This window comes from Parerythrobacter lutipelagi (genome assembly GCF_005434975.1).
GTDB lineage: Bacteria > Pseudomonadota > Alphaproteobacteria > Sphingomonadales > Sphingomonadaceae > Parerythrobacter_A > Parerythrobacter_A lutipelagi.
In genome coordinates this window covers 1143907-1167622 of the sequence record NZ_SKCJ01000002.1, presented here as the reverse complement: position 1 = coordinate 1167622, position 23716 = coordinate 1143907, and the positions used below count along the sequence as shown (strand labels likewise).

The 23716-nt window shown below is 57.7% G+C and carries 27 protein-coding genes, 1 tRNA gene and 1 other RNA gene; 16 read left to right on the top strand and 13 right to left on the bottom strand.

What is annotated here, in order from left to right; translation table 11 throughout:
• Positions 1–8: 8 nt before the first annotated feature.
• From E0502_RS13960 to E0502_RS13935, 6 genes are all read right to left on the bottom strand, one after another.
• Entirely contained in the window at positions 9–1439 is a 1431-nt protein-coding gene (locus tag E0502_RS13960; RefSeq protein ID WP_137678590.1) for an MFS transporter, read from the bottom strand.
• 54 nt (positions 1440–1493) lie between these two features.
• Entirely contained in the window at positions 1494–1712 is a 219-nt protein-coding gene (locus E0502_RS13955) for a DUF2842 domain-containing protein (RefSeq protein ID WP_137678589.1), read from the bottom strand.
• On the bottom strand, positions 1709–2284 hold the full coding sequence (locus E0502_RS13950) for a 5-formyltetrahydrofolate cyclo-ligase (RefSeq protein ID WP_137678588.1): 576 nt from the start codon (positions 2282–2284) through the stop codon (positions 1709–1711). The genes E0502_RS13955 and E0502_RS13950 overlap by 4 nt, the downstream gene beginning before the upstream one ends.
• Before the next feature lie 22 nt (positions 2285–2306).
• Positions 2307–2476: non-coding RNA, 6S RNA (gene ssrS, locus E0502_RS13945), on the bottom strand.
• 10 nt (positions 2477–2486) lie between these two features.
• Positions 2487–3173, bottom strand: coding sequence for a cell division protein ZapA (locus tag E0502_RS13940; protein ID WP_137678587.1), 687 nt, complete (start codon positions 3171–3173; stop codon positions 2487–2489).
• Positions 3170–3364 (bottom strand): hypothetical protein, encoded by a 195-nt coding sequence (locus E0502_RS13935; RefSeq protein ID WP_137678586.1) that lies wholly within the window; start codon positions 3362–3364, stop codon positions 3170–3172. Before E0502_RS13935 ends, E0502_RS13940 begins: the two co-directional genes overlap by 4 nt.
• A gap of 208 nt (positions 3365–3572) precedes the next feature.
• Between E0502_RS13935 and tkt the strand changes: the two genes are divergently transcribed.
• The 5 genes from tkt to E0502_RS13910 are packed head-to-tail and all read left to right on the top strand — an operon-like array spanning position 3573 to position 8908.
• On the top strand, positions 3573–5573 hold the full coding sequence (gene tkt, locus E0502_RS13930; RefSeq protein WP_137678585.1) for a transketolase: 2001 nt from the start codon (positions 3573–3575) through the stop codon (positions 5571–5573).
• A gap of 15 nt (positions 5574–5588) precedes the next feature.
• On the top strand, positions 5589–6596 hold the full coding sequence (gene gap, locus E0502_RS13925) for a type I glyceraldehyde-3-phosphate dehydrogenase (RefSeq protein ID WP_137678584.1): 1008 nt from the start codon (positions 5589–5591) through the stop codon (positions 6594–6596).
• Positions 6597–6606: 10 nt separating this feature from the next.
• Entirely contained in the window at positions 6607–7806 is a 1200-nt protein-coding gene (locus E0502_RS13920; RefSeq protein ID WP_137678583.1) for a phosphoglycerate kinase, read from the top strand.
• Positions 7803–8261: a PaaI family thioesterase gene (locus E0502_RS13915; protein ID WP_137678582.1), complete on the top strand. Its 459-nt coding sequence runs from the start codon at positions 7803–7805 to the stop codon at positions 8259–8261. Before E0502_RS13920 ends, E0502_RS13915 begins: the two co-directional genes overlap by 4 nt.
• Before the next feature lie 2 nt (positions 8262–8263).
• Positions 8264–8908, top strand: a complete 645-nt coding sequence (locus E0502_RS13910; RefSeq protein ID WP_137678581.1) for a 2OG-Fe(II) oxygenase family protein — start codon at positions 8264–8266, stop codon at positions 8906–8908.
• On the opposite strand, the gene E0502_RS13905 is transcribed toward E0502_RS13910, so the two are convergent.
• Positions 8905–9663, bottom strand: coding sequence for a flavodoxin family protein (locus tag E0502_RS13905; protein ID WP_137678580.1), 759 nt, complete (start codon positions 9661–9663; stop codon positions 8905–8907). The genes E0502_RS13910 and E0502_RS13905 overlap by 4 nt on opposite strands.
• A 125-nt stretch (positions 9664–9788) precedes the next feature.
• On the opposite strand from E0502_RS13905, the gene E0502_RS13900 reads away from it, so the two are divergent.
• Positions 9789–10679 (top strand): fructose bisphosphate aldolase, encoded by an 891-nt coding sequence (locus E0502_RS13900; RefSeq protein WP_137678579.1) that lies wholly within the window; start codon positions 9789–9791, stop codon positions 10677–10679.
• Between the two features lie 4 nt (positions 10680–10683).
• Here the strand turns inward: E0502_RS13900 and E0502_RS13895 are convergent, their stop codons facing one another.
• Positions 10684–11094, bottom strand: a complete 411-nt coding sequence (locus E0502_RS13895; RefSeq protein ID WP_137678578.1) for a hypothetical protein — start codon at positions 11092–11094, stop codon at positions 10684–10686.
• A gap of 69 nt (positions 11095–11163) precedes the next feature.
• On the opposite strand from E0502_RS13895, the gene thiE reads away from it, so the two are divergent.
• The 4 genes from thiE to E0502_RS13875 all read left to right on the top strand — a co-directional run bounded on the left by thiE (position 11164) and on the right by E0502_RS13875 (position 14412).
• Entirely contained in the window at positions 11164–11778 is a 615-nt protein-coding gene (gene thiE / locus E0502_RS13890) for a thiamine phosphate synthase (RefSeq protein WP_137678577.1), read from the top strand.
• Positions 11775–12350 carry a YdcF family protein gene (locus E0502_RS13885; protein WP_137678576.1) on the top strand — a complete coding sequence of 192 codons (576 nt, stop codon included), beginning with the start codon at positions 11775–11777 and terminating at the stop codon, positions 12348–12350. The genes thiE and E0502_RS13885 overlap by 4 nt, the downstream gene beginning before the upstream one ends.
• A gap of 260 nt (positions 12351–12610) precedes the next feature.
• Complete coding sequence (locus tag E0502_RS13880) at positions 12611–13708, top strand: L,D-transpeptidase family protein (protein ID WP_338047328.1); 1098 nt, start codon at positions 12611–12613, stop codon at positions 13706–13708.
• An 11-nt stretch (positions 13709–13719) separates the two neighbouring features.
• A complete protein-coding gene (locus E0502_RS13875) occupies positions 13720–14412 on the top strand; it encodes a peptidoglycan DD-metalloendopeptidase family protein (protein ID WP_137678574.1) in 693 nt (230 codons plus the stop codon).
• Between the two features lie 7 nt (positions 14413–14419).
• On the opposite strand, the gene E0502_RS13870 is transcribed toward E0502_RS13875, so the two are convergent.
• Positions 14420–14803, bottom strand: coding sequence for a DUF4988 domain-containing protein (locus E0502_RS13870; protein ID WP_240049100.1), 384 nt, complete (start codon positions 14801–14803; stop codon positions 14420–14422).
• A 115-nt stretch (positions 14804–14918) separates the two neighbouring features.
• Here E0502_RS13870 and efp point away from each other — a divergent pair, with 115 nt between their 5' ends.
• The 4 genes from efp (at position 14919) to E0502_RS13850 (ending at position 16817) form a co-directional block, all read left to right on the top strand.
• Positions 14919–15482 (top strand): elongation factor P, encoded by a 564-nt coding sequence (gene efp / locus E0502_RS13865; RefSeq protein WP_137678573.1) that lies wholly within the window; start codon positions 14919–14921, stop codon positions 15480–15482.
• Between the two features lie 20 nt (positions 15483–15502).
• Complete coding sequence (locus tag E0502_RS13860) at positions 15503–15850, top strand: hypothetical protein (RefSeq protein ID WP_137678572.1); 348 nt, start codon at positions 15503–15505, stop codon at positions 15848–15850.
• A 17-nt stretch (positions 15851–15867) separates the two neighbouring features.
• Positions 15868–16689 carry an inositol monophosphatase family protein gene (locus tag E0502_RS13855; RefSeq protein WP_137678571.1) on the top strand — a complete coding sequence of 274 codons (822 nt, stop codon included), beginning with the start codon at positions 15868–15870 and terminating at the stop codon, positions 16687–16689.
• A gap of 43 nt (positions 16690–16732) precedes the next feature.
• Positions 16733–16817: transfer RNA gene (locus E0502_RS13850), tRNA-Leu, on the top strand.
• A gap of 12 nt (positions 16818–16829) precedes the next feature.
• Here the strand turns inward: E0502_RS13850 and E0502_RS13845 are convergent.
• Positions 16830–17879: a zinc-binding dehydrogenase gene (locus tag E0502_RS13845; protein WP_137678570.1), complete on the bottom strand. Its 1050-nt coding sequence runs from the start codon at positions 17877–17879 to the stop codon at positions 16830–16832.
• Between the two features lie 115 nt (positions 17880–17994).
• Between E0502_RS13845 and E0502_RS13840 the strand changes: the two genes are divergently transcribed.
• Together E0502_RS13840 and E0502_RS13835 are read left to right on the top strand one after the other, a co-directional pair.
• Complete coding sequence (locus tag E0502_RS13840) at positions 17995–19794, top strand: SLC13 family permease (RefSeq protein ID WP_192895964.1); 1800 nt, start codon at positions 17995–17997, stop codon at positions 19792–19794.
• Positions 19795–19838: 44 nt separating this feature from the next.
• On the top strand, positions 19839–21173 hold the full coding sequence (locus tag E0502_RS13835) for an amidohydrolase (protein WP_420813515.1): 1335 nt from the start codon (positions 19839–19841) through the stop codon (positions 21171–21173).
• 4 nt (positions 21174–21177) lie between these two features.
• Here the strand turns inward: E0502_RS13835 and E0502_RS13830 are convergent, their stop codons facing one another.
• The 3 genes from E0502_RS13830 to E0502_RS13825 form a co-directional block, all read right to left on the bottom strand.
• Positions 21178–21675: a hypothetical protein gene (locus tag E0502_RS13830; protein WP_137678568.1), complete on the bottom strand. Its 498-nt coding sequence runs from the start codon at positions 21673–21675 to the stop codon at positions 21178–21180.
• A gap of 140 nt (positions 21676–21815) precedes the next feature.
• Positions 21816–21986: a hypothetical protein gene (locus E0502_RS15215; RefSeq protein WP_192895963.1), complete on the bottom strand. Its 171-nt coding sequence runs from the start codon at positions 21984–21986 to the stop codon at positions 21816–21818.
• 40 nt (positions 21987–22026) lie between these two features.
• A complete protein-coding gene (locus E0502_RS13825; RefSeq protein WP_137678567.1) occupies positions 22027–23625 on the bottom strand; it encodes an isocitrate lyase in 1599 nt (532 codons plus the stop codon).
• Between the last annotated feature and the right edge of the window lie 91 nt (positions 23626–23716).

The following is a 23716-nucleotide window of genomic DNA, read 5'->3' as shown; positions in this document are numbered from 1 at the left end:
GAGCGGGATCATCCTTCGCGCAGTTTGCGCAGGTTCTCCTCATGCCCGGCCCGATCGATTTTGTACCGCGAAACGAAGTAGAGAGCGGACATCCACAGGATCAGCAATGAGGGCGCATAGAGCGCTCCAAGCCACCACAGCGTGTCTGGGTCCACCGTTCCGGGTTCAGCCCCTTCGGGAAATGCGATCAAAGAAAGGATCGCGCCCGCGGCCAATACGCCGAGCCCCTGTGTCGTTTTGCGGGTAAAGGTCATCGCTGCGTAATAGACCCCTTCCGAACGCCGACCTGTCTTCACCTGATTGGCTTCGACCAGATCTGCGATCATCGAGTAGGCTACGGCTTGCACCGCAATGATGAGGCCCAGGTCAATGACATTGATCGACGCGACGATCGGGAACAGCAGCGGGTCTCCGTTTTCCGGCATTGCGCCGACCAGCCTGAGCAAGACCGGTGCCGGTTGGATGGTGAATGCGAGCAGTCCCAAAATGATCGTGGCGCGCTTCTTGCCCAGCCTGCGCGTGGCCCAAGGCGCAACCAGAAAGCCGAGGAAGGCAGATACGAACACGAAGCAAGTCCAGATGAAAATCTGAAACGGGCTGAATTCCCAGAAATAATTGAGCATGAGAAACGCAAGAGCGGCTGAGAGCCCGGTCGCCACGGCGAAAATCACTGTCGAGAGAAACAAGGCAATGAAGCTCTTCTCACTCAGTGTCTCGATCATCTCCCGGAAGATCCGAGCGACACTGTATCGTTCGGTCGGTGCCGGTGGGCGGTGAAGATGCGGAATGCGCGAATGCGTCCCGATCGCAGAAATCATGATGACTACGAGAATGAGCGCTGATCCGATCATTCCATAAGTTTGGTAAGCGGCACGATCCTGCATGCCGAGGGGGCCGGTGAGCAGAACACCGAACATGAGCACACTCATGATGTTGCCGCCTGACCAGCCGAAGAACAGGCGATACGACTGGAGGCTTGCCCGCTCGTCATAATCCTGCGTCAATTCAGGGATCAGCGCTGAACTGGGCGTTTCATAGAACGTGATGAATGTTCGGATCAGGATGGCGAGAAGTGTCAGGTACAGAAACAGACCCAGGTCGCTCCAGTCCGGCGGATTCCACAGCAGGAAATAACTGAACGCTACAGGTAAGGCGGCAGCGTACATGAAGGGATGGCGCCGTCCCCATTTCGACCGGAAATTGTCTGACCAGTACCCTACGAGCGGATCGCTGACCGCGTCGAAGACGAGTGCAATGAGGATAGCCAGACCGACCAGTCCGGGCTCGAGCCCAATGACGGTTCCGTAGAAGATCAGCAGGAAATAGTCGAAGCCGTTATTCTTGATTCCGAATGCCGCAGCGCCAGAGCCATGGGCGAGCTTCAACCAGACAGGCGGCTTGTCGGCCGTGGCCTCGTGCGACGCAGTATCGGTGACCATCGGCTCTCTCCCAGAAAGGGAGGCTAGGCAGAAGGCTGTCAGATTGCAATCGGACTAGCGCCAGCTGCCGGTTTCCATCCATTTGAGGAATCTCTTCAGTGGCAAGAGCCAGATCAGTCCGAAAAACAGGTAGACGATCGTCTGGAACAGGGCGTGCCACGTCGCGACGATTTCCGGAACATACCGGGCAACAACCAAAGCGTAAGCAGTCAGTGCACCGATAAGCAGCAGAATTCCAATTGGTATGCGCCAGGTTGGTTCTGTGCGTTTCATCGCTCGCTCCAAATGATGCGGCTCGGAGTGACGATCGCGTTGAGCGACTGATCGTGATCTTCAAGCGGTAGATCTTCGACCATCTGGCAGTCCCATGCCAGCCCGATGGACTTCGTTGGCCCGTTTGCCTCGAGCCATCGGTCGTAATAGCCGCCGCCCTGGCCCAGCCGCTTTCCCGTGTCGGTATAAGCCAGAAGGGGAACGATGAGCGCTTCAGGTGTCACAGCAGAAGCCCCCGGGCTTGGTTGAGGAATGCCGTGAGGACCCGTTTCAAGCTCATCCTCCGCCCATGGGTTCTCCCAAATGTGAAAATGCATTGTGCTGCTGGATGGATCGATCCGAGGTAACGCAACGGTCTTGCCGCTTTCATGAAACCATCGCAGCCAGCCCAGCGCGGGCGCCTCGTCCTCCATCGGATAATAAAACCCGATCGCCTGTGAAGATTTGAAGAAGTCGTCAATCTCCTGCGGAGGCCGGCTGAAAACCAAGCCGCGCACCTGCTCGGGGAGGGTTGCGACGAATTCGCGACGTTTCGACCGCATCTGACGGCGCAGAGCATGTTTTTCTCGCATGTTTTGCTCCTGCGCGCGAAGTGACGGAACCACCATGGGTCGTTGCCAATGAAATCCTCTGACGCGAAAACGTCAGGTGGGCGCCGTATGCCCTGGAGCCCAGGACGAACCCGTTATCCAAGGCAGGGACAGCTCCCTAGGATAGCTTATAGCCTCAGGGATATTCGAACGGCTCGTGCCGGGCAGTCCCGCCGACTCTTACTTAGGGTGCCGTGGACGTGCGCTCAAGCTTTTCAGCACAATCTTCCAGCAAATCGGCAAACCTCTCCAGTGCGGGGGCGAGATCGCCCTCCGTCGCTTTGCCACCATTGGATGCGACCACCGCAGACATGGATCCCAAACGCTCAACCTTGGCGTTCAGAGAGGCATTCTTTTCCTTAAGCGTTTCGGTGGCGGTGTTTGCCGCTTCCAGTTCCCGCTCCAGGACAGCGAGACGCTCGGTCATAACGGCCTTGCCTTCGTTCGCTTCCATGGCTTCCTGTCGGCGATTGCCCAGTTCCTTGCGCATATCGTCGACTTCCAAGCTATGGCGTTGCTGGGCCGACTGCAGACCGTCCAGTTCGCCTTCCAGTTGCGATATCTTCAGTTGGAGTTCTTCTCGCATGCCGATTGCAAGGTTCGCTTCGCGTTGCTGGGCTGCATGGGCTTCGTCCGCCTCTCGTTTCTCATCCAGCGCCTCAGCGAGCTTTTTGTGCGCCTCGTGCACATCGTCAGCAACGAACAGTCCCGCGAACAGGAGGTTTTGCGATTCCTGCGACGACAGGCTGCCGCCAAGCTGATCAAGCTTGTCGTTGAGCATTTGCCCGAGGCTGGCAACATGGCTTTCCTCACCCTCGGCACAGGCGACGGTGTAGTTCCGGCCTGCAATTGCGATGCTGACTTCGCTCATGCCTCCAGCTCCTCGATCAGAGCAGCCAGCTGTTCGAGCTGGGTGGAGACGGTTGCGCGTAACGCCTCATTCGCGGCACCATTGTCCGCATTCGCAGCCTGTTCGGCGGTATCGCGCTCTGCGACCTTGGCAATTCGCGCAAGCGCAGCCTCGATCCGTTGCACGGCGTTCTCTGTACGGTCCCCATTCATGGCATGAATATTATCGCATTTGCCAACGGACGCAAAGGCTTGGTGGGGCCTGTTGATAACTGACCTCATCTGACCATACGATGGTAAAGGGGTGGACTGCCCGATGGACCGTCCTTGACCTCTCACTGCCTGTCCGCGAAGGGGTTCGCGCGCCCGAATCATGTCTGTCGCAGTCGGTCGGCAGACCCCACGCAAGGAGCCTTTCCGAATGACCATCGACCCGTCGCGCATGGCGCCAATGGCGAACGCCATCAGGGCCCTTTCCATGGATGCGGTACAAGCGGCGAATTCGGGGCATCCCGGAATGCCGATGGGTATGGCCGATGTGGCAACCGTGTTGTGGTCAAAATATCTCAAGTTCGATCCCAAAGCTCCCGGTTGGCACGATCGTGACCGGTTCGTGCTGAGCGCGGGCCATGGCTCGATGCTGATCTATTCGTTGCTCCACCTGAGCGGATACGATGCACCCACGATGGAAGACATCCGCAACTTCCGCCAGTTGGGAAGTCCTTGCGCCGGCCATCCGGAGAACTTCCTGCTCGATGGAGTGGAGTGTACCACGGGTCCGTTGGGTCAGGGCGTGGCTATGGCAGTCGGCATGGCAATAGCCGAACGCCAGCTCAATGCGCATTTTGGAGACGATCTCGTCAGTCATCGGACATGGGCGATTGCCGGCGACGGGTGCCTGATGGAAGGGATCAACCACGAAGCAGTGGGTCTCGCCGGGCACCTTAAGCTCGGACAGCTGATTGTCCTGTGGGATGACAACAACATCACGATCGATGGCTCGGCGGACCTCTCGACGAGTGAAGACATCGCTGCGCGCCATCGTGCGGCGGGATGGCATGTGGTCGATTGCGACGGCCACGACCACGCCGACATTGCCCGCGCAATCGAAGACGCCATGGCGGATCCGCGCCCCTCGCTGGTCGCCTGCAAGACTGTCATCGGCAAGGGAGCTCCGAACAAGCAAGGCACATCGGCAACGCACGGCGCACCGCTTGGCGCTGACGAAATTGCCGCTGCCCGCCAGCAGTTGGGCTGGGACCATGCGCCTTTCGTTATTCCAGACGAGATACTTGCCGACTGGCGCTCGACCGCCGAGCAGGGCGAAGCCGAACATGCTGCCTGGCGCACTCGCCTGGCGAGCGATGCGGACAAACAGGCTGAATTCGAGAACCGCATGATGAGTGTGGCCGATTTGGCAGGGCCTGCGATTGAGCAGCACATTGCAGAGCTGGCGCGCGAGCCGAAAACGGTGGCGACGCGCAAAGCCTCGGAAATGGCGCTTGGTCCTTTGACAGAAAAGCTGCCCCAACTGATCGGCGGATCCGCCGACCTGACGGGATCGAACAACACGAAAACGCCGAGCACCGCACCGTTCAGTGCGGGCGACTATTCCGGACGCTATCTTTACTACGGCATTCGCGAATTTGGCATGGCTGCCGCTATGAACGGGATGATCCTTCACGGAGGTGTAGTGCCTTACGGTGGTACCTTCCTGATTTTCAGCGATTATTGCCGCAACGCGATCCGCCTATCGGCGCTCCAGCAGGTCGGCGTTGTGTATGTGATGACGCATGACAGCATCGGGCTTGGTGAAGATGGGCCGACCCATCAGCCAATCGAACAGGTGATGAGCCTGCGGTTGATTCCGAACCTCAATGTGTTCCGCCCGTGCGACACGATAGAAACGGCGGAATGCTGGGCGCTGGCCCTCCAGGCTGCTGAAACGCCCTCGGTACTCGCACTGTCGCGTCAGAATCTGCCTCAGTTGCGGGGCGAGGGTGATGCGGACTGGTCTGCAACTTCAAATCGCTGTGCCAAGGGCGCTTACCGTCTGCGAGCCGCATCGACTGAACGCAAAGTGGTGCTGATCGCTACCGGTTCGGAAGTCGCGCTGGCGGTTGAAGTGGCGGAAGCTCTCGAAGCGAAGGGCGTTGGTGCCGATGTGGTGTCGATGCCGTGCGCTGAACTGTTCGATGCGCAGGATCAGGCATACCGTGCCGATCTGCTCCCTGCCGCGGCGCTGAAAGTTTCGATAGAAGCGGGCGCAACTCTCGGCTGGGAGCGCTATACCGGTACGGACGGGATCAATATCGGACTCGACCGCTTTGGCGCCTCTGCACCAGCTGGTCAGCTATTTGAAAAATTTGGCTTCACAGCGGACGCGATTGTCCCGAAAATAACGAACAAACTCAATTCGTAAGCAGGAGTTTTGAACATGGCGACTAAGGTTGCAATCAACGGTTTCGGTCGTATCGGACGCCTTGTGGCACGGGCAATTCTGGAACGTGACGATCACGATCTGGACCTGGTTTCGATCAACGATCTGGCAGATACCAAGTCGAACGCGTTGCTTTTCCAGTATGACTCGACACATGGCCGGTTCCCTGGCTCCGTCGAAGTTGGCGACAATGCCATCATCGTGAATGGCAAGTCGATCGCTGTGACCAGCGAGCGGGACCCTGGCAATCTGCCGCATGGCGATCAGGGGGTCGATATCGTCCTCGAATGCACCGGGTTCTTCCAGTCGCATGAAGCTGCTGAGCCGCATCTCAAGGCTGGAGCAAAGCGTGTCCTGATCTCGGCTCCGGCCAAGAACGTCAGCGCGACCATCGTTTATGGCGTGAATCATGATGTTCTGACGTCGGATGATGTGATTGTCTCGAACGCCAGCTGCACCACCAACTGCCTGTCGCCCATGGCCAAGGTGCTGCACGATACCGTCGGTATCGAGCGCGGGTTCATGACTACCATTCACAGCTACACCAACGATCAGCGCATGCTCGATCAGATGCATAGCGACATGCGCCGGGCCCGCGGTGGTGCGCAGAACATGATCCCGACCACCACCGGAGCGGCCCGCGCCGTCGGCCTTGTCCTGCCTGAACTCGCCGGCAAACTTGACGGATCTTCGGTTCGGGTCCCGACACCGAACGTCAGTCTTGTCGATCTGGTGTTCACTCCGGGCCGCGATACCAGTGTCCAGGAATTGAACGCAGCGCTTAAGGCCGCAGCCGACGGCCCGATGAAAGGCGTGCTCGACTATACCGACCAGCCGCTCGTCTCCAGCGACTTCAATCACTATCCCGCCAGTTCCACGATCGACAGCCTGGAAACTTCCGTCATTGAAGGCAAGCTGTGCCGTGTGGTTTCATGGTATGATAATGAATGGGGTTTTTCGAACCGCATGATCGACACCGCCGGAGTGATGGCCGGCCTGCTGTAAAGGCTCAACAATGCCGAATTTCAAAACGCTTGATGATCTCGGCGAAATCACCGGGAAAGTGGCTCTTGTCCGCGTCGACCTGAATCTGCCGATGCTGGGCGGATCGGCGACCGATGTTACGCGGGTCGAGGCGGCCAAGCCGACGGTTCTGGAGCTGTGCGAGCGCGGGGCGAAAGTCTTGTTGCTGGCGCATTTCGGGCGGCCCAAAGGCCAGCGTCACTCGACCATGAGCACCAGCTTTGTCCAAGGAGACGTCGAAGAAGTTTTCGGCAAGGAAATCATGTTCATTCCCGAGGTCACCGGTCCTGTCGTCGAACAATCGATCGGCATTCTGGGGAATGGCGATATCGGCCTGCTCGACAATGTTCGCTTCTGGCCGGGCGAGGAAGCGAACGATCCGGAATTTGCCAAGGGAATTGCTGCGTACGGTGATTTCTACATCAATGACGCATTCTCCGCCGCCCACCGCGCGCATGCCACGACAGAGGGTCTGGCACATATCCTGCCGGCCTACGCGGGGCGCGCGATGGAGAGAGAGCTTGCTGCGCTTGATGCCGCTCTGGGCAATCCGGAACAACCCGTGGCGGCAGTCGTCGGTGGGGCGAAGGTCTCCAGCAAGCTTGCCGTACTCGAAAATCTTGTCGGCAAAGTGCAGCATCTGATCATTGGCGGCGGAATGGCGAACACCTTCCTCGCCGCGCGCGGCGTCGATGTCGGCAAATCCTTATGCGAACATGACCTGACGGCCACCGCCAATGCGATAATGGACAAGGCCGACCACGCCGGATGCACTGTTCATCTGCCTTATGACGTCACGGTGGCCAAGGAATTCGCTGCCAACCCGTCAAGCGTGCGGACCTGCAATGTTCACGAAGTGGCCGATGACGAGATGATCCTCGACGTGGGCCCGCAGGCGGTCGAAGCGCTGGGCGATGTGCTCAAGACCTGCCGCACACTTGTCTGGAATGGACCGATGGGTGCGTTTGAGATGGAGCCATTCGATTCCGCTACAGTTGCGCTCGCCCGCATAGCGGCCGCGCTTACACAGGATGGTTCACTAATTTCCGTGGCTGGCGGCGGTGATACAGTTGCGGCACTCAATCATGCCGGGGTCGCGGACGATTTCACCTATATCTCGACCGCTGGCGGAGCCTTCCTCGAATGGATGGAAGGCAAGGAACTGCCCGGTGTGGCAGCGCTGAGGGTATGAGCGAGAACGAAGCAGTTGGCGGCAGTGGCGGCCTGGCACCTGTCACAGAGGGCGAGTGGGCAGGCTGGTCGACGTGGCAAAGCGACGCTTTCGAGCAGCGCGCTGGTCCTTTCTACGAGCGTCAGGAGGACAATGGCGGATATGTCAGCGCCTTCCGCGCTGAACCGCGCCACATGAACGGCGCGGGTTTCATGCATGGCGGGTGCCTGATGACATTTGCCGACTCCGCGATATTTGCGATTGCGCGTAAGGAATTGGCAGGCGGGCATGGCGTCACGCTCAACATGACGTCGGATTTCCTCGACCCGGCGCGTGTCGGGCAGCTGATGGAGGCACGGGGCAGGGTCGTCAGGGCAGGGGGCAAGACAATCTTCGCGGAAGGTCTGATTACTGCCGATGGCCAGCCGGTCCTGCGTTTCAACGGCATCATCCGAAAAGTGCGGGGCGACCGGTAGCTGTGCCAGAAACTCGCGCGCTGTTTTCGACACCTTTTGTGATCGATACGCTGCAGAGTGAGGAAGGGCTGCGGATGCTGCGGGAGGCAATCGTGGCTGAACATTCGCGCGACAAGGCAGGCATCGATATCTCAAACATCGGCGGTTGGCACTCCAATACTCAAATGCTCGCGTGGGGCGGCGAAGCCGCCCGTGCTCTGGCACTGAAAGCGATGACGATGGCCGACGAACAAACGGTCGATGCCAAGTCGGTCGATGAAAGCCGCTTTACCTGGCATCCCGAAATGTGGGCCAATGTGTCTGCCAAGGGCAATGCAAACCAGTATCACTTCCATCCCGGCAGCTTCTGGTCGGCCGTCGGCTATGTCGACGATGGCTATGAAGGGGACAATGACCCTTCGCTGGGCGGTGAGCTGCAATTGCTTGATCCGCGTATGCCGATGGTCCGCATGACTGCTCCGGACTTGCGGTTCCGCGACGCGAGCGGGGAACCGCAGCAAAACGAAATCTCGCTTCGGCCCAAGACCGGCATGATCGTGCTGTTCCCCAGCTGGCTTCAGCACGCAGTGCGGCCGTTCCATGGTTCGGGCACGCGGATCTCCATTGCCATCAATCTTGTGCCGGTGCTGAAATCCGCCCCGTCTTAGCGGTATTCCGGATTTGGCGCGTCGAAGCGGCGCCCATCATTCCATAAATCGACCGAGTTTCCGTGGCGTGGAATACCTCCGGCATCTTTGAGCATGCGGGCCATATGCATCAGGTTCCAGGTCATGAAAGTGACATTGCGCCGGGTGAAATCGTTGTCGTACCCGACGTAGCCATCGCCGCTCTCCTTGGCATCGCCATAGCTCGGTCCCGGGCCAGCTTCGCCGATCCAGCCGGCATCAGCTTGCGGCGGGATCGTGTAACCGACGTGCTGCAATGAATAGAGCACGCCCATTCCAACGTGTTTGATCCCGTCCTCGTTGCCAGTGACGATCACACCGCCTGTCTTGCCGTAGAAAATGTACTGGCCTTTGTCGTTGGTCTGACCGGAATGCCCGTAGAGGCGTTCGATCAATCGCTGGCAAACAGAGCTTTTCTCACCCAGCCAGATGGGCGTACCAATGATCAAGATGTCAGCGGCTGAGACCTTCTCCCATATACTCGGCCAATCATCCTTTGCAGCGCCGTGCTCGGTCATGTCGGGATACACGCCGGGTGCTATGTCATGGTCGACCAGCCTGACCTGATTCAGTGCAATATCATTTTTGACCAGAATCGCCTCGACAAGGCCCAGCAGCTTGTCGGTGTGCGAGCCTTCGGGGCTTTTCTTGAGCGTGCAATTGATGGTCAGCGCAGTCAGGTCGCCGAAATCCGTGGTGGTCTCTGTGGAAAGTTCCTGCGGTGTTTTGTTCGGCATGATTCCTCCGATGGTAATGTCTGACAACGGGCCATATGCAGATAAGTTCAAACGCACTGTTGCGACCGATTTTCTGCGAGGCTAAACGCCCGCGCATACGAATTCACACGGCTCAGGATATGACCATGACCCACGACGAGATGACTGCCCGGATTGCCACCGGCGAAGGCTTCATTGCCGCGCTTGATCAATCCGGCGGTTCGACCCCTAAAGCGCTTAAAGGCTACGGCGTTGATGAAGCTGCCTGGACCTCTGAGGATGAGATGTTCGGTCTGATCCACGAAATGCGGCAGAGGATCATCGAGAGCCCGTGTTTCGGCAATGGCAAGGTCATTGGCGCAATCCTGTTCGAAAAGACAATGGACGGCGAAAGTGGCGGCAAGTCGGTTCCCGCACGTTTGAAAGAGCGGGGCATCGTGCCTTTCCTGAAGGTCGACAAGGGGCTCGAGGAAGAGCGCGACGGGGTGCAGCTGATGAAGCCGAACCCGGGTCTTGAAGAGATGTGCGCGAGGGCGAAGGAACTTGGCGTTTTCGGCACCAAGATGCGTTCGGTTATCAAGTCCAACAATCCAGTCGGCATCAAGAACGCCGTGCAGCAGCAGTTCGCCGATGGCGCGAGAATCATCTCCAGTGGCCTGATGCCGATGCTGGAACCTGAATATGACATCACAGCCGATGACCGCGTCGACGGTGAAAAGGTCCTGCTGGAAGCGATCAAGGAAGGTCTTGATGCACTTCCCGCAGGTCAGCAGGTCATGCTGAAGCTATCTATTCCCAAACAAGCCGGGCTTTACAGCGAATTGACCAGCCACCCGAAGGTGCTGCGCGTCGTTGCGCTGTCTGGCGGCTATTCCACGGACGAAGCTTGCGCGGAACTGGCCAAGAATTCCGGGATGATCGCAAGTTTCAGTCGCGGTCTGCTGCAGGATTTAAGGGCGCAGCAAGATGACAATGAATTTGACGGAACACTGCAATCCGCAATCGACCAGATCGCCGAAGCATCGGCAGCGGGCTGATAAACTAACGCAATTCGTAGACCAACCGATACGAGCCGGGCGGAATTTCTGACTGCGTGGTCTTGCCCGGCTCACCGGACACAAGTGCGATGACATAGCCATGCGTTCCGAATGTTTCGCCGAGGCTGATGTTCGCTGTATCTCGCCATCCGCTGCCGGAAATGCGCGTCTCAATGACCAGTCTGCCCGCCCTGACGCAGCGTGCATTGACCGGACAGCGGCTATCCTCAATCACTTTGATCGGCGTGACCACGACCTCTCCGACTGCGACGGGTTGGCCAAGTGCGACCGCCGTGCCTTCGGCCATCGGGCTGCTCGCAACATTGGGCGCGTCTGGAATGATCGTGCACGCCGCCAGCGATAGCGACATCGCGGCAATTATTGTCGTGGTGTTACGATGAATCATGCCGGTCATTAGCTACCATTGCTGTTGCCGTGTGATGAATGTCGACGAATCTCGAAACGGAGTCTACCAAGCCCCGCAATGACCCAGTGCCAACTCTACCTTATCTCTCCGCTCGACGTTTCGGGCGCTTTTCCGGCTCGTCTGGCAAAGGCGATCGACGCGGGAAACGGGCTTGTGACCGCCTTTCAATTTCGTGTGAAAGATGTCGAGCAGCATGAGGCAGCGGGTTTTGCCGAGCCGCTTCAGGAGATCTGCGCGGAGCGCGATGTCGCCTTCATCGTAAACGACAGTATTCCACTCGCCAAACGTCTCGGAGCGGATGGCATACACTTGGGGCAACAGGACGGTTCCCCGAAGGATGCGCGTGAGGCGCTGGGCCTTGAAGCGCAGATCGGTGTTACCTGCCATGCATCCAGACACCTGGCGATGACGGCTGGCGAGCAGGGTGCGGACTATGTGGCATTCGGCGCATTCTTCCCGAGTTCTACCAAAGAAACCGAGCACCGGGCCGAACCGGAGTTGATCGAGTGGTGGAGCAAGATTTTTGAAATTCCCTCCGTTGCAATAGGCGGGATCACGCCGGAGAACTGCGCGCCATTGGTGGAGGCGGGGGCTGATTTCCTCGCCATTTGCGGAGCTGTCTGGAAGGGTGATGAGCAAGCCGCGATCAAGGCGTTCCTGGAACGGCTTTGATCCGCCGGCTTGGCTTCATCGCGATCAGCGCTGCGGTTTGGTGGATTGGTGTCGCGATCTGGATTGGTATCGGGCCTCGCGACGATACCGAGCCGAAAGCAGGCGCTGCTCTGGTCCTCGGCGCCGCGGTTGACGGCGGCACTCCTTCTCCGGTGTTTCAACAACGCATCGCTCACGCCATTTCGCTCTACAAAAGCGGGCGGGTTGGCCGGATTATCTTTACCGGCGGAAAGTCACCGGAAGATTCACTGGCGGAAGCTGAGGCCGCGCGCCTGTGGGCGATGGCACGCGGTGTGCCAGCGAATGTCATTCTGACAGAGCAACAATCGCACACAACGTTTCAGAATTTCTCCGAGGCTTTGCCGGTTATGCGCGACGCCCGCATCAAAGGGGTCATAGTGGTCAGTGACCCGCTCCACATGAGGCGAGCGATGGTCATGGCCAGATCCTTGGGCATTGAAGCGTCAGCGTCGGCAACACCGACATCCCAATATCGGTCCGCGAGAACGCGCGTGCCATTCCTGCTGCGCGAGACATACTTCATCCATCATTTTTGGTTTTTCGGCGCCTAATTTGCACCGAGATGCAGAGACTTATCGCGCCTCAATCCAGCATTTTCGGAAATATCTCGCTGTCCGTTCGTTCAAAAGCAATAGGGCGCCAATCGCCCGCGCGAACTACGAGGTTTTCGACCATGCGCTTATTACTGCTATCCGTTTCAATCCTTTCGCTGGCCGCGTGCTCGTTTGAGCGCGAGGATGATAATGCCGACCGTGTGGCAACGGATGCAGACAGAAGCGCGAATTCTACGACCGAAAACCTTGCCGACAGTATGGCCTCTAACGATGCCGAAGACAGCACGGTCGACACTTCGCTCGACATTGATGATCCGGAGGAGCGTCCGATCATGCAAGCGCAGGTTGTGCTTGATCGTCAAGGATTTGGGCCAGGCGTGATTGATGGCAAAATGGGTATGAGCACTGAAAACGCGCTACGCGGCTTTCAGGAAGCCAACTCGCTCGACATCACCGGCGAGATGAACAGCGAAACCGAAAAGAAACTCGCACAATGGAGCGATATTCCCGCAACCCGCGTCGTTCGCATCCCCAAAGAATGGGGCGAAATCGAATTTGCGAGCATTCCCGATGACGCCGCAGAACAGGCCAAGATGGACCAGTTGGGCTACACGTCTCTGGACGAGAAGCTTGCTGAACGCTTCCACACGACGACCGATGTGCTCAAAATGCTGAACCCTGGTGGTCAGCCGGCAGGCGCAACTGTGCGATCATCGTCTGGACCGGACAAGCCGGCAACGAATTCCAGTTCTGCGCCCAAGCCATCGCCATCCAAATCACCGGCAAGCTCCGACGCCGCCGAGGGATCGAATTCGTTGTTTGCGGTTGGGCAAATGATACGCGTCCCCAATATCGGTGCCGACAGGATCGCTCCCGATGCATTAATAGAAGAGAGCTGGCAGCAGACACTCAAATCCCTCGGCGTTGGTACCGAGCAGCCTTCAGTCGCAAAAGTTGTCGTCAGTGAGAAAGCAGGCACGTTGAAAGGCTTCGACGCAGCGGGCAAGTTGGTGGCTTTGTTCACCGTGACAACGGGTTCCAGCAACGACCCACTACCGATTGGCGATTGGAAGATAAATGGCGTGGGTCACAACCCGCCCTTTGCTTACAATCCGGAACTGTTCTGGGACGTGCCGGATGATAAAGAGAAGCAGCAGCTCCCGCCAGGGCCCAATGGACCGGTCGGGGTGGTCTGGATCGATTTGAGCAAGGAACATTATGGCATCCACGGAACGCCAGAGCCGCAGACGATTGGACGCGTGCAAAGCCACGGCTGCGTGCGTCTGACGAATTGGGACGCTGCGAGGCTTGCAGAAATGGTATCGACGAGCACCAGTGTGGTGTTCGAAGCGTGATGTGTTAGGCTATGCCCGTGAATGCAGTCGATCGAATCCTGACAATAGTGGTCACCGCCACGCTCACATCCGTCGTATGGATCGTGGCCGGTGGCAGCCTGATCGAAAACGCGAGCGCGGATAGCCAGCGTGACGTGACGCGGCCCGCCGAGGCGGCCCCCAGTCCATTGCCGACGCCTCCGGAAGTAGGCGAGGAAGGCAGTGAGCCGGTGCCGGCGGCTGCGCCGCTTGATACCGCTACTGTGATGTCGCCTTCGGAGCAGGAAACACGCAACCTCATTGTTCCAGTCATGAATGTCCGGCGCAGTGACCTGACGGACACATTTTCAGACGCGCGCGGTGAAGGAACGCGCTTGCATGAGGCAATAGACATCATGGCGCCCAAGGGCACCTCTGTCGTTGCTGCAGGACCCGGTATCATCGAGAAGATATTCACGTCCGACGCAGGGGGAAAAACGCTCTATGTCCGCTCGCTGGACCGCAAAACCATTCATTATTATGCGCATCTTGACGAGTATTCGAGGGGGCTGAAAGAAGGTCAGCAAATTCAGGGCGGGCAGCGGCTTGGCACCGTAGGCAGCAGCGGCAACGCTTCTCCCGAAGCGCCGCATCTGCATTTTGCGATTTTGCAGACAACGGCCGATGCGAAATGGTGGGAACCGGCCAATGCGGTCAATCCCTATCCCTTATTGGTAGGGAAATAAGTCTCAACTAGCCGCTGACGGGTGTACCGCCCCTTGTGCAGCGTACTTTGGTTCGTTTCCCGTCGTCATCCAACCGGACCAATGTGCTGTTTCCCACCCGCTCGAACCGTACGCCCTTCATCGGTCCGCGCGTGAAAACGACCTTCTTTCCTGTCATCAGATAAATTCCGGAGCCATCGCTTGTCCGGTAAGTCGAAGCATTCTCGATTCTGAAACTTGCGTCCGGAAGTTCGCGCCATGCTGCCCCGCCTGCGTCACCGGGCAATGCGCAAACGTACCTCCCATGTGGCAGCGTGCCAAGCATGCCCGGGGTTGCCTCCGCAGATGAACCGATGCCCAGAACTACCAGGATCGTCAGCAAAATCGTGTTCCAGCGCATGCTATCTGTCATAGCCCCAAATCGTGAATAGTGCCACCCGCCTTGCTCGTTGTGCATGGGTGGGCTAAAGGCGCGCCCCAGTTCAGCGGATGCGATATGCCATCTGCCCCGATAAAAGGCCTTATCCATGAAAATCAGCGGCGTGGACATTCGTCCTGGCAATATCCTCGAATATGAAGGCGGCATCTGGAAGGTCGCCAAGATCCAGCATACTCAGCCGGGTAAGGGCGGGGCCTACATGCAGGTTGAAATGAAGAACCTGCAGGACGGCCGCAAGACCAATGTGCGTTTTCGCAGCGCCGATACAATTGAGAAGGTTCGTCTCGACACCAAGGAATTCCAATACCTTTACGAAGACGGCGAAATGCTCGTGTTCATGGACCAGGAAAGCTTCGAACAGATCATGCTCCCGTCCGACCTGGTCGGAGATGCCAAGGCATTCCTGCAGGACGGTATGCAAGTGACGCTGGAACTCTGGGAAGAAAAGCCGATATCGGTCGCTTTGCCAGAGCACATCGAAGCTGAGATCGTTGAAGCTGATGCAGTCGTCAAAGGACAGACCGCGTCTTCAAGCTATAAACCTGCCGTATTGGAAAACGGTGTGCGTGTAATGGTGCCGCCGCATATAGAAAGCGGAACGCGCATCGTGGTGGACGTGTATGAAAGGACCTATGTCGGCAAAGCCGGCTAAGCAAATTTACGGGGGCCAAGATGGCAGGACATCCAAAGCTGGAAGGGATCGAGATCGAATCCAGCTATATCCTGGGCGTGATTTACGACGACGAGTCTCTCACGCTCGAGATGGATTTCCATCTGCTCGAACGGCATCCAGCATATCAGGCTCCGACTGATGGCGAGGAAGCCTGCTATCGGCAGGGGTTCATCCGGTTCGCCGAGATGGACGACCTGAGGCTTCGCAAGGCACAGCCTGAGGGCGGCAAGGAAGTGGACTATAGTGATGTCTATTCCGCGACGTTCGACGGCGATTACGCAAACATCTCCAGTGGTTGGGGCGAAATTGAACTGACAGCGCAATCGATCCAGATTGCGCTCGACTGACAGGAAGTATTTGAAAGATGGCAGCCCTTTCGGGTCTAATTCGCGTGATGGAACGCGCTGCGCGCAAGGCCGGCGGCCGGTTGCGCCGCGACTTTGGTGAAATCGAACACTTGCAGGTCAGCCGCAAGGGCCCAGCCGATTTTGTTTCAAAGGCAGATATGCGCGCAGAGCGAATTCTTTATGACGAACTGCTCGCAGCGCGCCCCGATTGGGGTTTTGTTCTGGAAGAAGCAGGGATCATCGAAGGCAGTCCTGACATGCCGCGCTGGATTATCGATCCGCTCGATGGAACCAGCAACTTTCTCCACGGCATTCCGCATTTCGCGATCAGCATCGCGGTCCAGGAACCGAAGCTTGGCGGTGGCGGTTGGGGTGATGTCACCGCAGCTGTGATCTACCAACCGATCAGCGATGAAACCTTTTGGGCGGAGAAGTCGCGCGGCGCTTGGCTGCATGATGGACGGCTCAGAGTGTCATCGCGCGGGCGCCTGTCCGATGCGCTTATTGCGACCGGCATTCCGTTTCAGGGCGTCGGTAACTTCGCTGAATGGACCAGGATTTTCAGCGCCATCGGACCGGAAGTTGCAGGTACTCGCCGTTTTGGGGCCGCATCGCTCGATCTCGCCTGGGTCGCCGCCGGGCGTTTCGACGGGTTCTGGGAGAGTGGTCTGAACCCGTGGGATACGGCAGCGGGATGCCTATTGGTCCGCGAAGCCGGTGGCTTTGTTACTGACTTCCGCGGTCGCTCTGAACCAATTCACGACAAGCAGGTTCTGGCAGCGAACGATGTATTGCACTCCAGGCTTCATAAACTCCTTGTCGGTGCTTTGAAGACTTGAAGCGAGCGAGCGGCACGGCTATCCGCCGCTGACCGCTTGCAGTGCCCCTGTGGTGGAATTGGTAGACGCGCTCGACTCAAAATCGAGTTCCTTACGGAGTGCCCGTTCGAGTCGGGCCAGGGGCACCATCAAGCACTCGGTCAATTGACACTGATCCGTACTTTGACGACGCCATCTTCACGGCTGTCGAACAGGCGATAGGCTTCTGCGCCTTCGCTCAGATCGAAGTCATGGCTGAATAACCCTTCTCCTTTGATCCTTCCTTCGCGCACCAGCGGGATCAAATGGGGCCACATATTGGGGACGTCACAAACTCCGCCGCGCACAGTAATGTTCTTGAACATGATCAGCGGCATCGGCAGCGTATCGTGTGGCTCGGGTATACCGATGAAGCTTGCATTGCCTCGATGGGCGGTAATCGGCAGAGCGCTTGCGATTGCGCCGCTCGCCCCAGATGCTTCGAAGACTGACTGTGCACCGGACCCGTTTGTCAATTCGCGCACCTGCGGCACAAGATCATCTCCTGGTGCAAGAGCCGTTGCACCAAGTTTCTCTGCCATAGTTCGGCGGGTCTCGACCGGGTCGATGGCGATGACCTGTGCAGCGCCGAGGGCATATGCCAGTTCCACTCCGATCAGGCCGATCGGGCCGAGCCCAACCACTGCAACGGTCCCGCCCGGCTTGGGTTCGGCGCGGGTCAGCCCGAAATAAGCTGTGGCCATCGCATCCGTGTGCAGAATGGCCTGATCGTCGTTCAGCCCGTCCGTCGCATGCAGCGTCGCGTCAGCATTGGGAATACAGACATATTCGGCCTGGCCGCCTTCAAGCGTCGGGCCGATACCAAAGGCCGTTGCAACCGAACAACGGCCTGCGTTTCCGGTCCTGCAATCGGGGCAATTGCCGCAACCGGTCCCGCCGGCGGCCAACACCTTGTCGCCTGTCCGGAACCGATGAACGTCCGGCCCGGCTTCGACAATTTCACCAATGAATTCGTGGCCACAACAGAAGCGTGGGCTATCCGTCCCATACTGCGTGTTACCGATATGCGCGCCGTGGTACATATGCAGGTCGCTGCCGCAGATCGAACAGGTGCGAACCTGCAGGATCACGCTGTTCGGGCTGCGCAGCTCAGGATCGGCATAATCCTCGAAACGGATGTCGCGCGGTCCGTGGAATACCAGGGCTTTCATGAAAAATTCCTCTCTCAGGCGGCAACTTAACGAAGGCCCGCACGGTGTCTATGGCTCATGTCGCGCCGAATTCGCTTGTAATTGCCGCGCAGCTTTGAGAACCCCTGTCTGACAAATGATAGATGTCCCTTCTCCACACGCCGTTGCCGCAATGGTCGTCACGATCGCCATGTTCGTCGGCTTCGTAAGAGGGCGGATGAGTGTGGAAATGGTTTCGCTTTTGACCATCGCGGTCATCGCGGTTGGTCTGTATTTCTTTCCGCTTCCCAATGCCGGTCCGACTGACGGGCTGCAACTGGCTTTCTCAGGATTTGGCCACTACGCGCTGATCACGATATGCGCGCTCATGGTGATGGGGCGTGGCCTCGTAGTTACCGGCGCTCTTGAACCTGCGGCGCGGTTTCTTGAAGGCGTGTTCAAATGGAATTTGCAGATGGGGCTGCTGTTGTCCCTGACGCTCGCATTTGTGCTTTCGATGGGCGTCAACAACACACCAGTGCTGGTTTTGTTGATCCCCATTTTTGCAGCGCTGGCTGCCAGAGGCGCACTTCCAACTTCCAAGACGCTGATGCCGCTGAATTCCGCATCTTTGATTGGCGGAATGGCCACCACGATTGGCACATCGACAAATATTCTTGTCGTATCGATTGCGGTAGACTTGGGAATGCCGCGAATGGGGGTGTTTCACTTCACACCCATAGTGTTGGTCGCAGCTTTCGTTGCCTTGCCATATCTGTGGCTCGTCATGCCGAGAATGCTTGATGACAACCGCGTGGAGGCGACCCACGGTCCACGCCGTTTCCAGAGCCGTCTGCGGATCGGCCCAGAGAGCCAGCTGGTTGGCAAGGATTTATCGGCGGTTCTTCCGCTTCTGCCAAAAGGCATTGAATTCCACGATCTCGGTCCCGGGAAAATCGAGCAGGAGCAGCGACTGAAGATTACCGGTACGCATGAAGCCTTGGAAGAGGCAATGCGGACCTTGCAAGGGGAAGTCGCGCCGACCTGGGTGCTTGATCGTATTCACCGCAAATCCACCGAAGCCCGTGAAGACATTGTGGTTGTCGAAATGACAGTTACTGCGGATTCCCGGCTTGTCTCCCGCAGCCTTCCGACGTCAGGCATAGCTGACCTTCATGGCGTCGCCGTGCTGGGTATCCACCGCCCTGAACGATTGATCGGAGAGAAGAGCGAATACAGCATGGGCGGTGATATGCGGATGCGGGAAGGCGATGTCCTTCTAGTCATGGGCTTGACGGAGGACCTGCAGGAATTCTCTCGCAGCGACAGCTTGCTGATGCTCGAGGGCGCTCGTGAATTGCCACGCCGCTCGAAGGCTGCGCTAGCGGCAATCATCATGGGGGCTTCGGTTGGTGCCGCATCAATAGGGCTGTTCCCGATCGCAATCTCGGCCTTGGGCGGCGCGATCCTGATGTTCCTGACCGGTTGCGTGAAATTCGATCGCGTAGGCAAGGCTCTATCGGGACAGGTCATTGTCCTTGTCGCGGCCAGTATTGCAATCGGCCGGATCATTGACGAAAGCGGCGCTGCTGAATGGCTTGGTACCGTCCTTGCCCAAGGCTTGGGAGCACTGGCCCCGGCTGCGGTGCTTGCAGCCATCATGTTGTTTGTGACTGTGCTGACCAACTTCGCATCTAACGCAACAGCGGCGACAGTTGGAACACCCATTGCTTTCAGTATCGCTTCGAAGCTCGGGCTCCCGCCTGAACCGTTGATCCTTGCCGTGCTGTTCGGCTGCAATCTGTGCTACGCTACGCCGATTGCTTACCAGACCAACATGTTGATCATGGCAGAAGGCGACTATGACTTTAAGGACTATGTCCGAACCGGTGTGCCGCTGGTCTTGCTAATGGTGGCATCCCTATCGATCCTGCTGGTGATCACCTACGATATGTAAAGACGTCACCAGGGATTTTGAGAGAGAATGAAGGTGTATCGCAAATGATGAAATTTCGGCTTCCTGCTGTTTCCGCGGTTGCGGCCCTGATCCTTGCCATGCCAGCGTCCGCCAACGAGCTGCGAGACGATCTGGCAAAGGATTTGCCGGACTTGATGGAGTTCTACCGCGATCTCCATGCAAATCCGGAGCTCAGCTTCATGGAAGTCGAAACGGCGGCGAAGCTTGCTGAACGTATGCGAGCGATGGGTTTCGATGTGACCGAAGGTGTTGGCAAGACCGGCGTTGTTGCGGTGATGGAAAATGGCAGCGGGCCGGTTGTAATGCTGCGGGCCGATATGGACGGTTTGCCGGTGATTGAGCAAACTGGTCTCGATTACGCGTCCAAGCGGGTTTCCATCCCGGCCTCAGGAATTGAGACCGGCGTCATGCATGCGTGCGGCCATGATACGCATATGGCTGGGCTGATCGGCGCTGCTCAGCTTCTGGTCGAGCGGAAGGATCAATGGTCCGGCACGCTTGTCTTGATTGGACAACCGGCGGAGGAGCTGGGCGAGGGCGCGCTAGCGATGCTTGAGGATGGGCTGTTTACGCGTTTTCCAAAGCCCGACTATGTCCTGGGCTTCCACGATGCGGCTCAGTTCCCCGCTGGGATGATCGGCTATTCTCCGGGCTTTGCGCTGGCGAATGTGGACAGTGTGGACATTTCGGTTCCAGGCGTCGGGGGCCATGGTGCTTATCCTCACACGACCAAGGATCCAATCGTGCTCGCAAGTGCGATCGTGATGAAATTGCAAACCCTGGTCAGCCGCGAAAGCAGTCCGCTCGACCCTGCGGTGGTTACAGTCGGCAGCTTTCATGCCGGCGCGAAACACAATATCATTTCTGACGAGGCCAAGCTGCAACTGACGGTGCGGTCCTATTCCGATGAATCCCGCAAGCTCTTGCTCGACGGAATTGCGCGTATAGCGAAAGGCGAAGCGATGGCCGCTGGCATGCCGCAAGACAAAATGCCTACCGTAACAATCGCAGATCCTTACACGCCATCGACTTACAACACCCCGGAATTCACTGAAAAAGTCATGAGCGAATTTCGAACCCGATTTGGTGACGGCCAGGTGATGCAGGTCCCGTCAGTCATGGGCGGCGAGGATTTTGGACAGTTCTATCGCGCAGATCCCGACAATATCGAGTCATTGATCTTTTGGGTTGGCGGAGTGCCGCAGGAACAATTCGATGCCGTACAGGCGGGAGAAGGCAGTCTTCCTTCCTTGCACAGCCCATTTTGGGCACCTGATGCAGAAGCAGTGATTGCCACCGCAGCGGAAGCCTTATCCAGCGCAACGCTTGAACTGCTGGCCCCTCAGTCCGGAAGCTAAGCGCCTACATATCTGCGCCAGTGCCGCCACCTGAGCGTTCAAGGGAATCCAAAGATACATTGCGGATCATGGTTTCTTCATCTGCATCGGTACCATTGGCCCGAAGCATCTTGAGCAGCGATTCCTGCTTGTCTCTTGGCAGCGCCTGAAATTCCTCGAGCGTGTAGCCGAGCAAATGCAGCCTGCTGACCCACGCAGGAGTGCCTCCGGTCCGGAGAGAAGACTGGCTGAAAGATGGACCCGAAGAAGCGGTGGATCCGGAATTCGGATCGGAATAGTTGGCAGAGGCCGCAGAACGCTTTGGCTGCTCTGTCAGGGTAATTCCTGAAAGCTCGGCTTCTTCGACTGCTTCTGCAGCCTGCGCTGCCCCGTCGATCATGGCATCGCGGTTGCCACCGTCGGAGAAAATGGCAAGCGCGGCAGTTATCGCGACCGTAGCTATCGCGAAATGGCGGTACATCTTGAGGTCGATCGCCTGCTTTTTCTTTGATCTCCGGGCCATGGTTACGCTCTACTCCGGATGAGTTAACCACGGCATCGCGCTTATGGTTACCATCGTCTTTCCGGACAAAATAACGGCCGCCGGAGCATATTGCGCTCCGACGGCCGCTTTCTCCTCCCCAGGAGACTCGTTGGCTGAATTCAGCCGTAATTGCCCAAGCGGTGATGCAGCGCGTTGATCTTGGCCAGTTCTTCGCGGTCTTCCGTCGCCTTCGCATGGCTTTCAAGCGCGCGACGCAGCAATTTGAAATCTGCTGTCGAGAGCAGCGCGCGTGCCCGGCCAGGTTCGCGATTGTTGGTTTCAGTGGTCATTTGGGGGCCTCCTTTCGGCTCCAAAGTTGTGGGTTCGCTCTTAAGCGGCCTCAAACTGATTCATCGTGTTGTCTTCACCGCCCGCTTTGAGCGCCGCTTCACCGGCAAAATATTCCTTGTGATCGTCTCCGATGTCGGAACCCGCCATGTTCTGATGTTTCACGCAGGCGATGCCCTGCCTTATCTCTTCGCGCTGGACGTTGCGCACGTAGCCCAACATGCCTTCATCACCGAAGTAACGCTTTGCAAGGTTGTCTGTGCTCAGCGCGGCTGTGTGATAGGTTGGCAGGGTAATCAGATGGTGGAAAATGCCAGCCTGTGCGGCCGCATCGCGCTGAAAGGTCCTGATGCGCTCATCCGCTTCGATTGCAAGGTCGCTGCTGTCATAGTCGATGCTCATCAGCTTTTCGCGCTCGTAGCCCGAGACATCCTTGCCTTCCTTTTGCCAGGCATCGAACACCTGCTGGCGGAAATTCAGAGTCCAGTTGAAGCTGGGCGAGTTGTTATAGACAAGCTTGGCATTTGGAATGACCTCGCGAATGCGATTCACCATGCCGCCAATTTGGCCAATGTGCGGCTTCTCCGTTTCAATCCACAACAGATCGGCTCCGTGCTGGAGCGAGGTGATGCCGTCCAGGACGCAACGATCCTCTCCGGATCCTGAGCGGAATTGGTAGAGATTGCTGGGCAGACGTTTCGGGCGAAGCAACTTGCCTTCGCGGCTCAGGAACACATCGCCGTTCTTGATATCGGTCGGATCGACTTCTTCACAATCAAGGAAGCTGTTGTACTGATCGCCAAGATCGCCTTCCTCCTTGGTATAGGCAATTGACTTGGTGAGCCCCGCACCGAGGCTGTCGGTGCGCGCGACGATGATACCGTCTTCGACACCGAGCTCGAGAAACGCATACCGGATGGCACGAATTTTCTGCAAAAACTCCTCGTGTGGGACCGTCACCTTTCCGTCCTGGTGACCGCACTGTTTTTCATCCGAGACCTGATTTTCTATCTGCAGAGCGCAGGCACCGGCTTCGATCATCTTCTTCGCCAAGAGGTACGTCGCCTCGGCGTTGCCGAAACCGGCATCAATGTCGGCGATGATCGGCACGACGTGCGTCTCATGGTTCTCAATCAACATCTCGATCCGTTTCGCTTCGACTTCGTCACCATTGTCGCGAGCTTTGTCCATTTCGCGGAATAGGCCGCCGAGTTCCCGCGAGTCGGCTTGCTTGAGGAAGGTGTAAAGTTCCTCGATCAAGGCTGGGACGCTGGTCTTCTCGTGCATGGATTGGTCGGGCAGCGGGCCGAACTCACTGCGCAGCGCCGCAACCATCCAACCGGACAGGTAGAGATACCGGCGTTTCGTAGTGCCGAAATGTTTCTTGATGCTGATCATCTTCTGCTGGGCGATGAAGCCGTGCCAGCAGCCAAGGGACTGCGTGTAATTCGCCGGATCGGCATCATACGCCTCCATGTCTTCGCGCATGATCTTGGCGGTGTATCGAGCGATATCGAGCCCGGTCGGGAAGCGGTTCTGGATCCGCATCCGAGCAGCCGACTCGGCGTCGATCGCGTTCCACGGCGACCCTTGTTCGGCAATGGTGTCCTTCAAGTCGGCGATTTTACCTTGGTAGCCCATGAATGTTCTCCTGAATCGGGGGAGGCTGTAATCTTTCAACGCCCTTATCCCGTCGCCAGCCGCCGATTCATAGGAAAACTTACATACAATC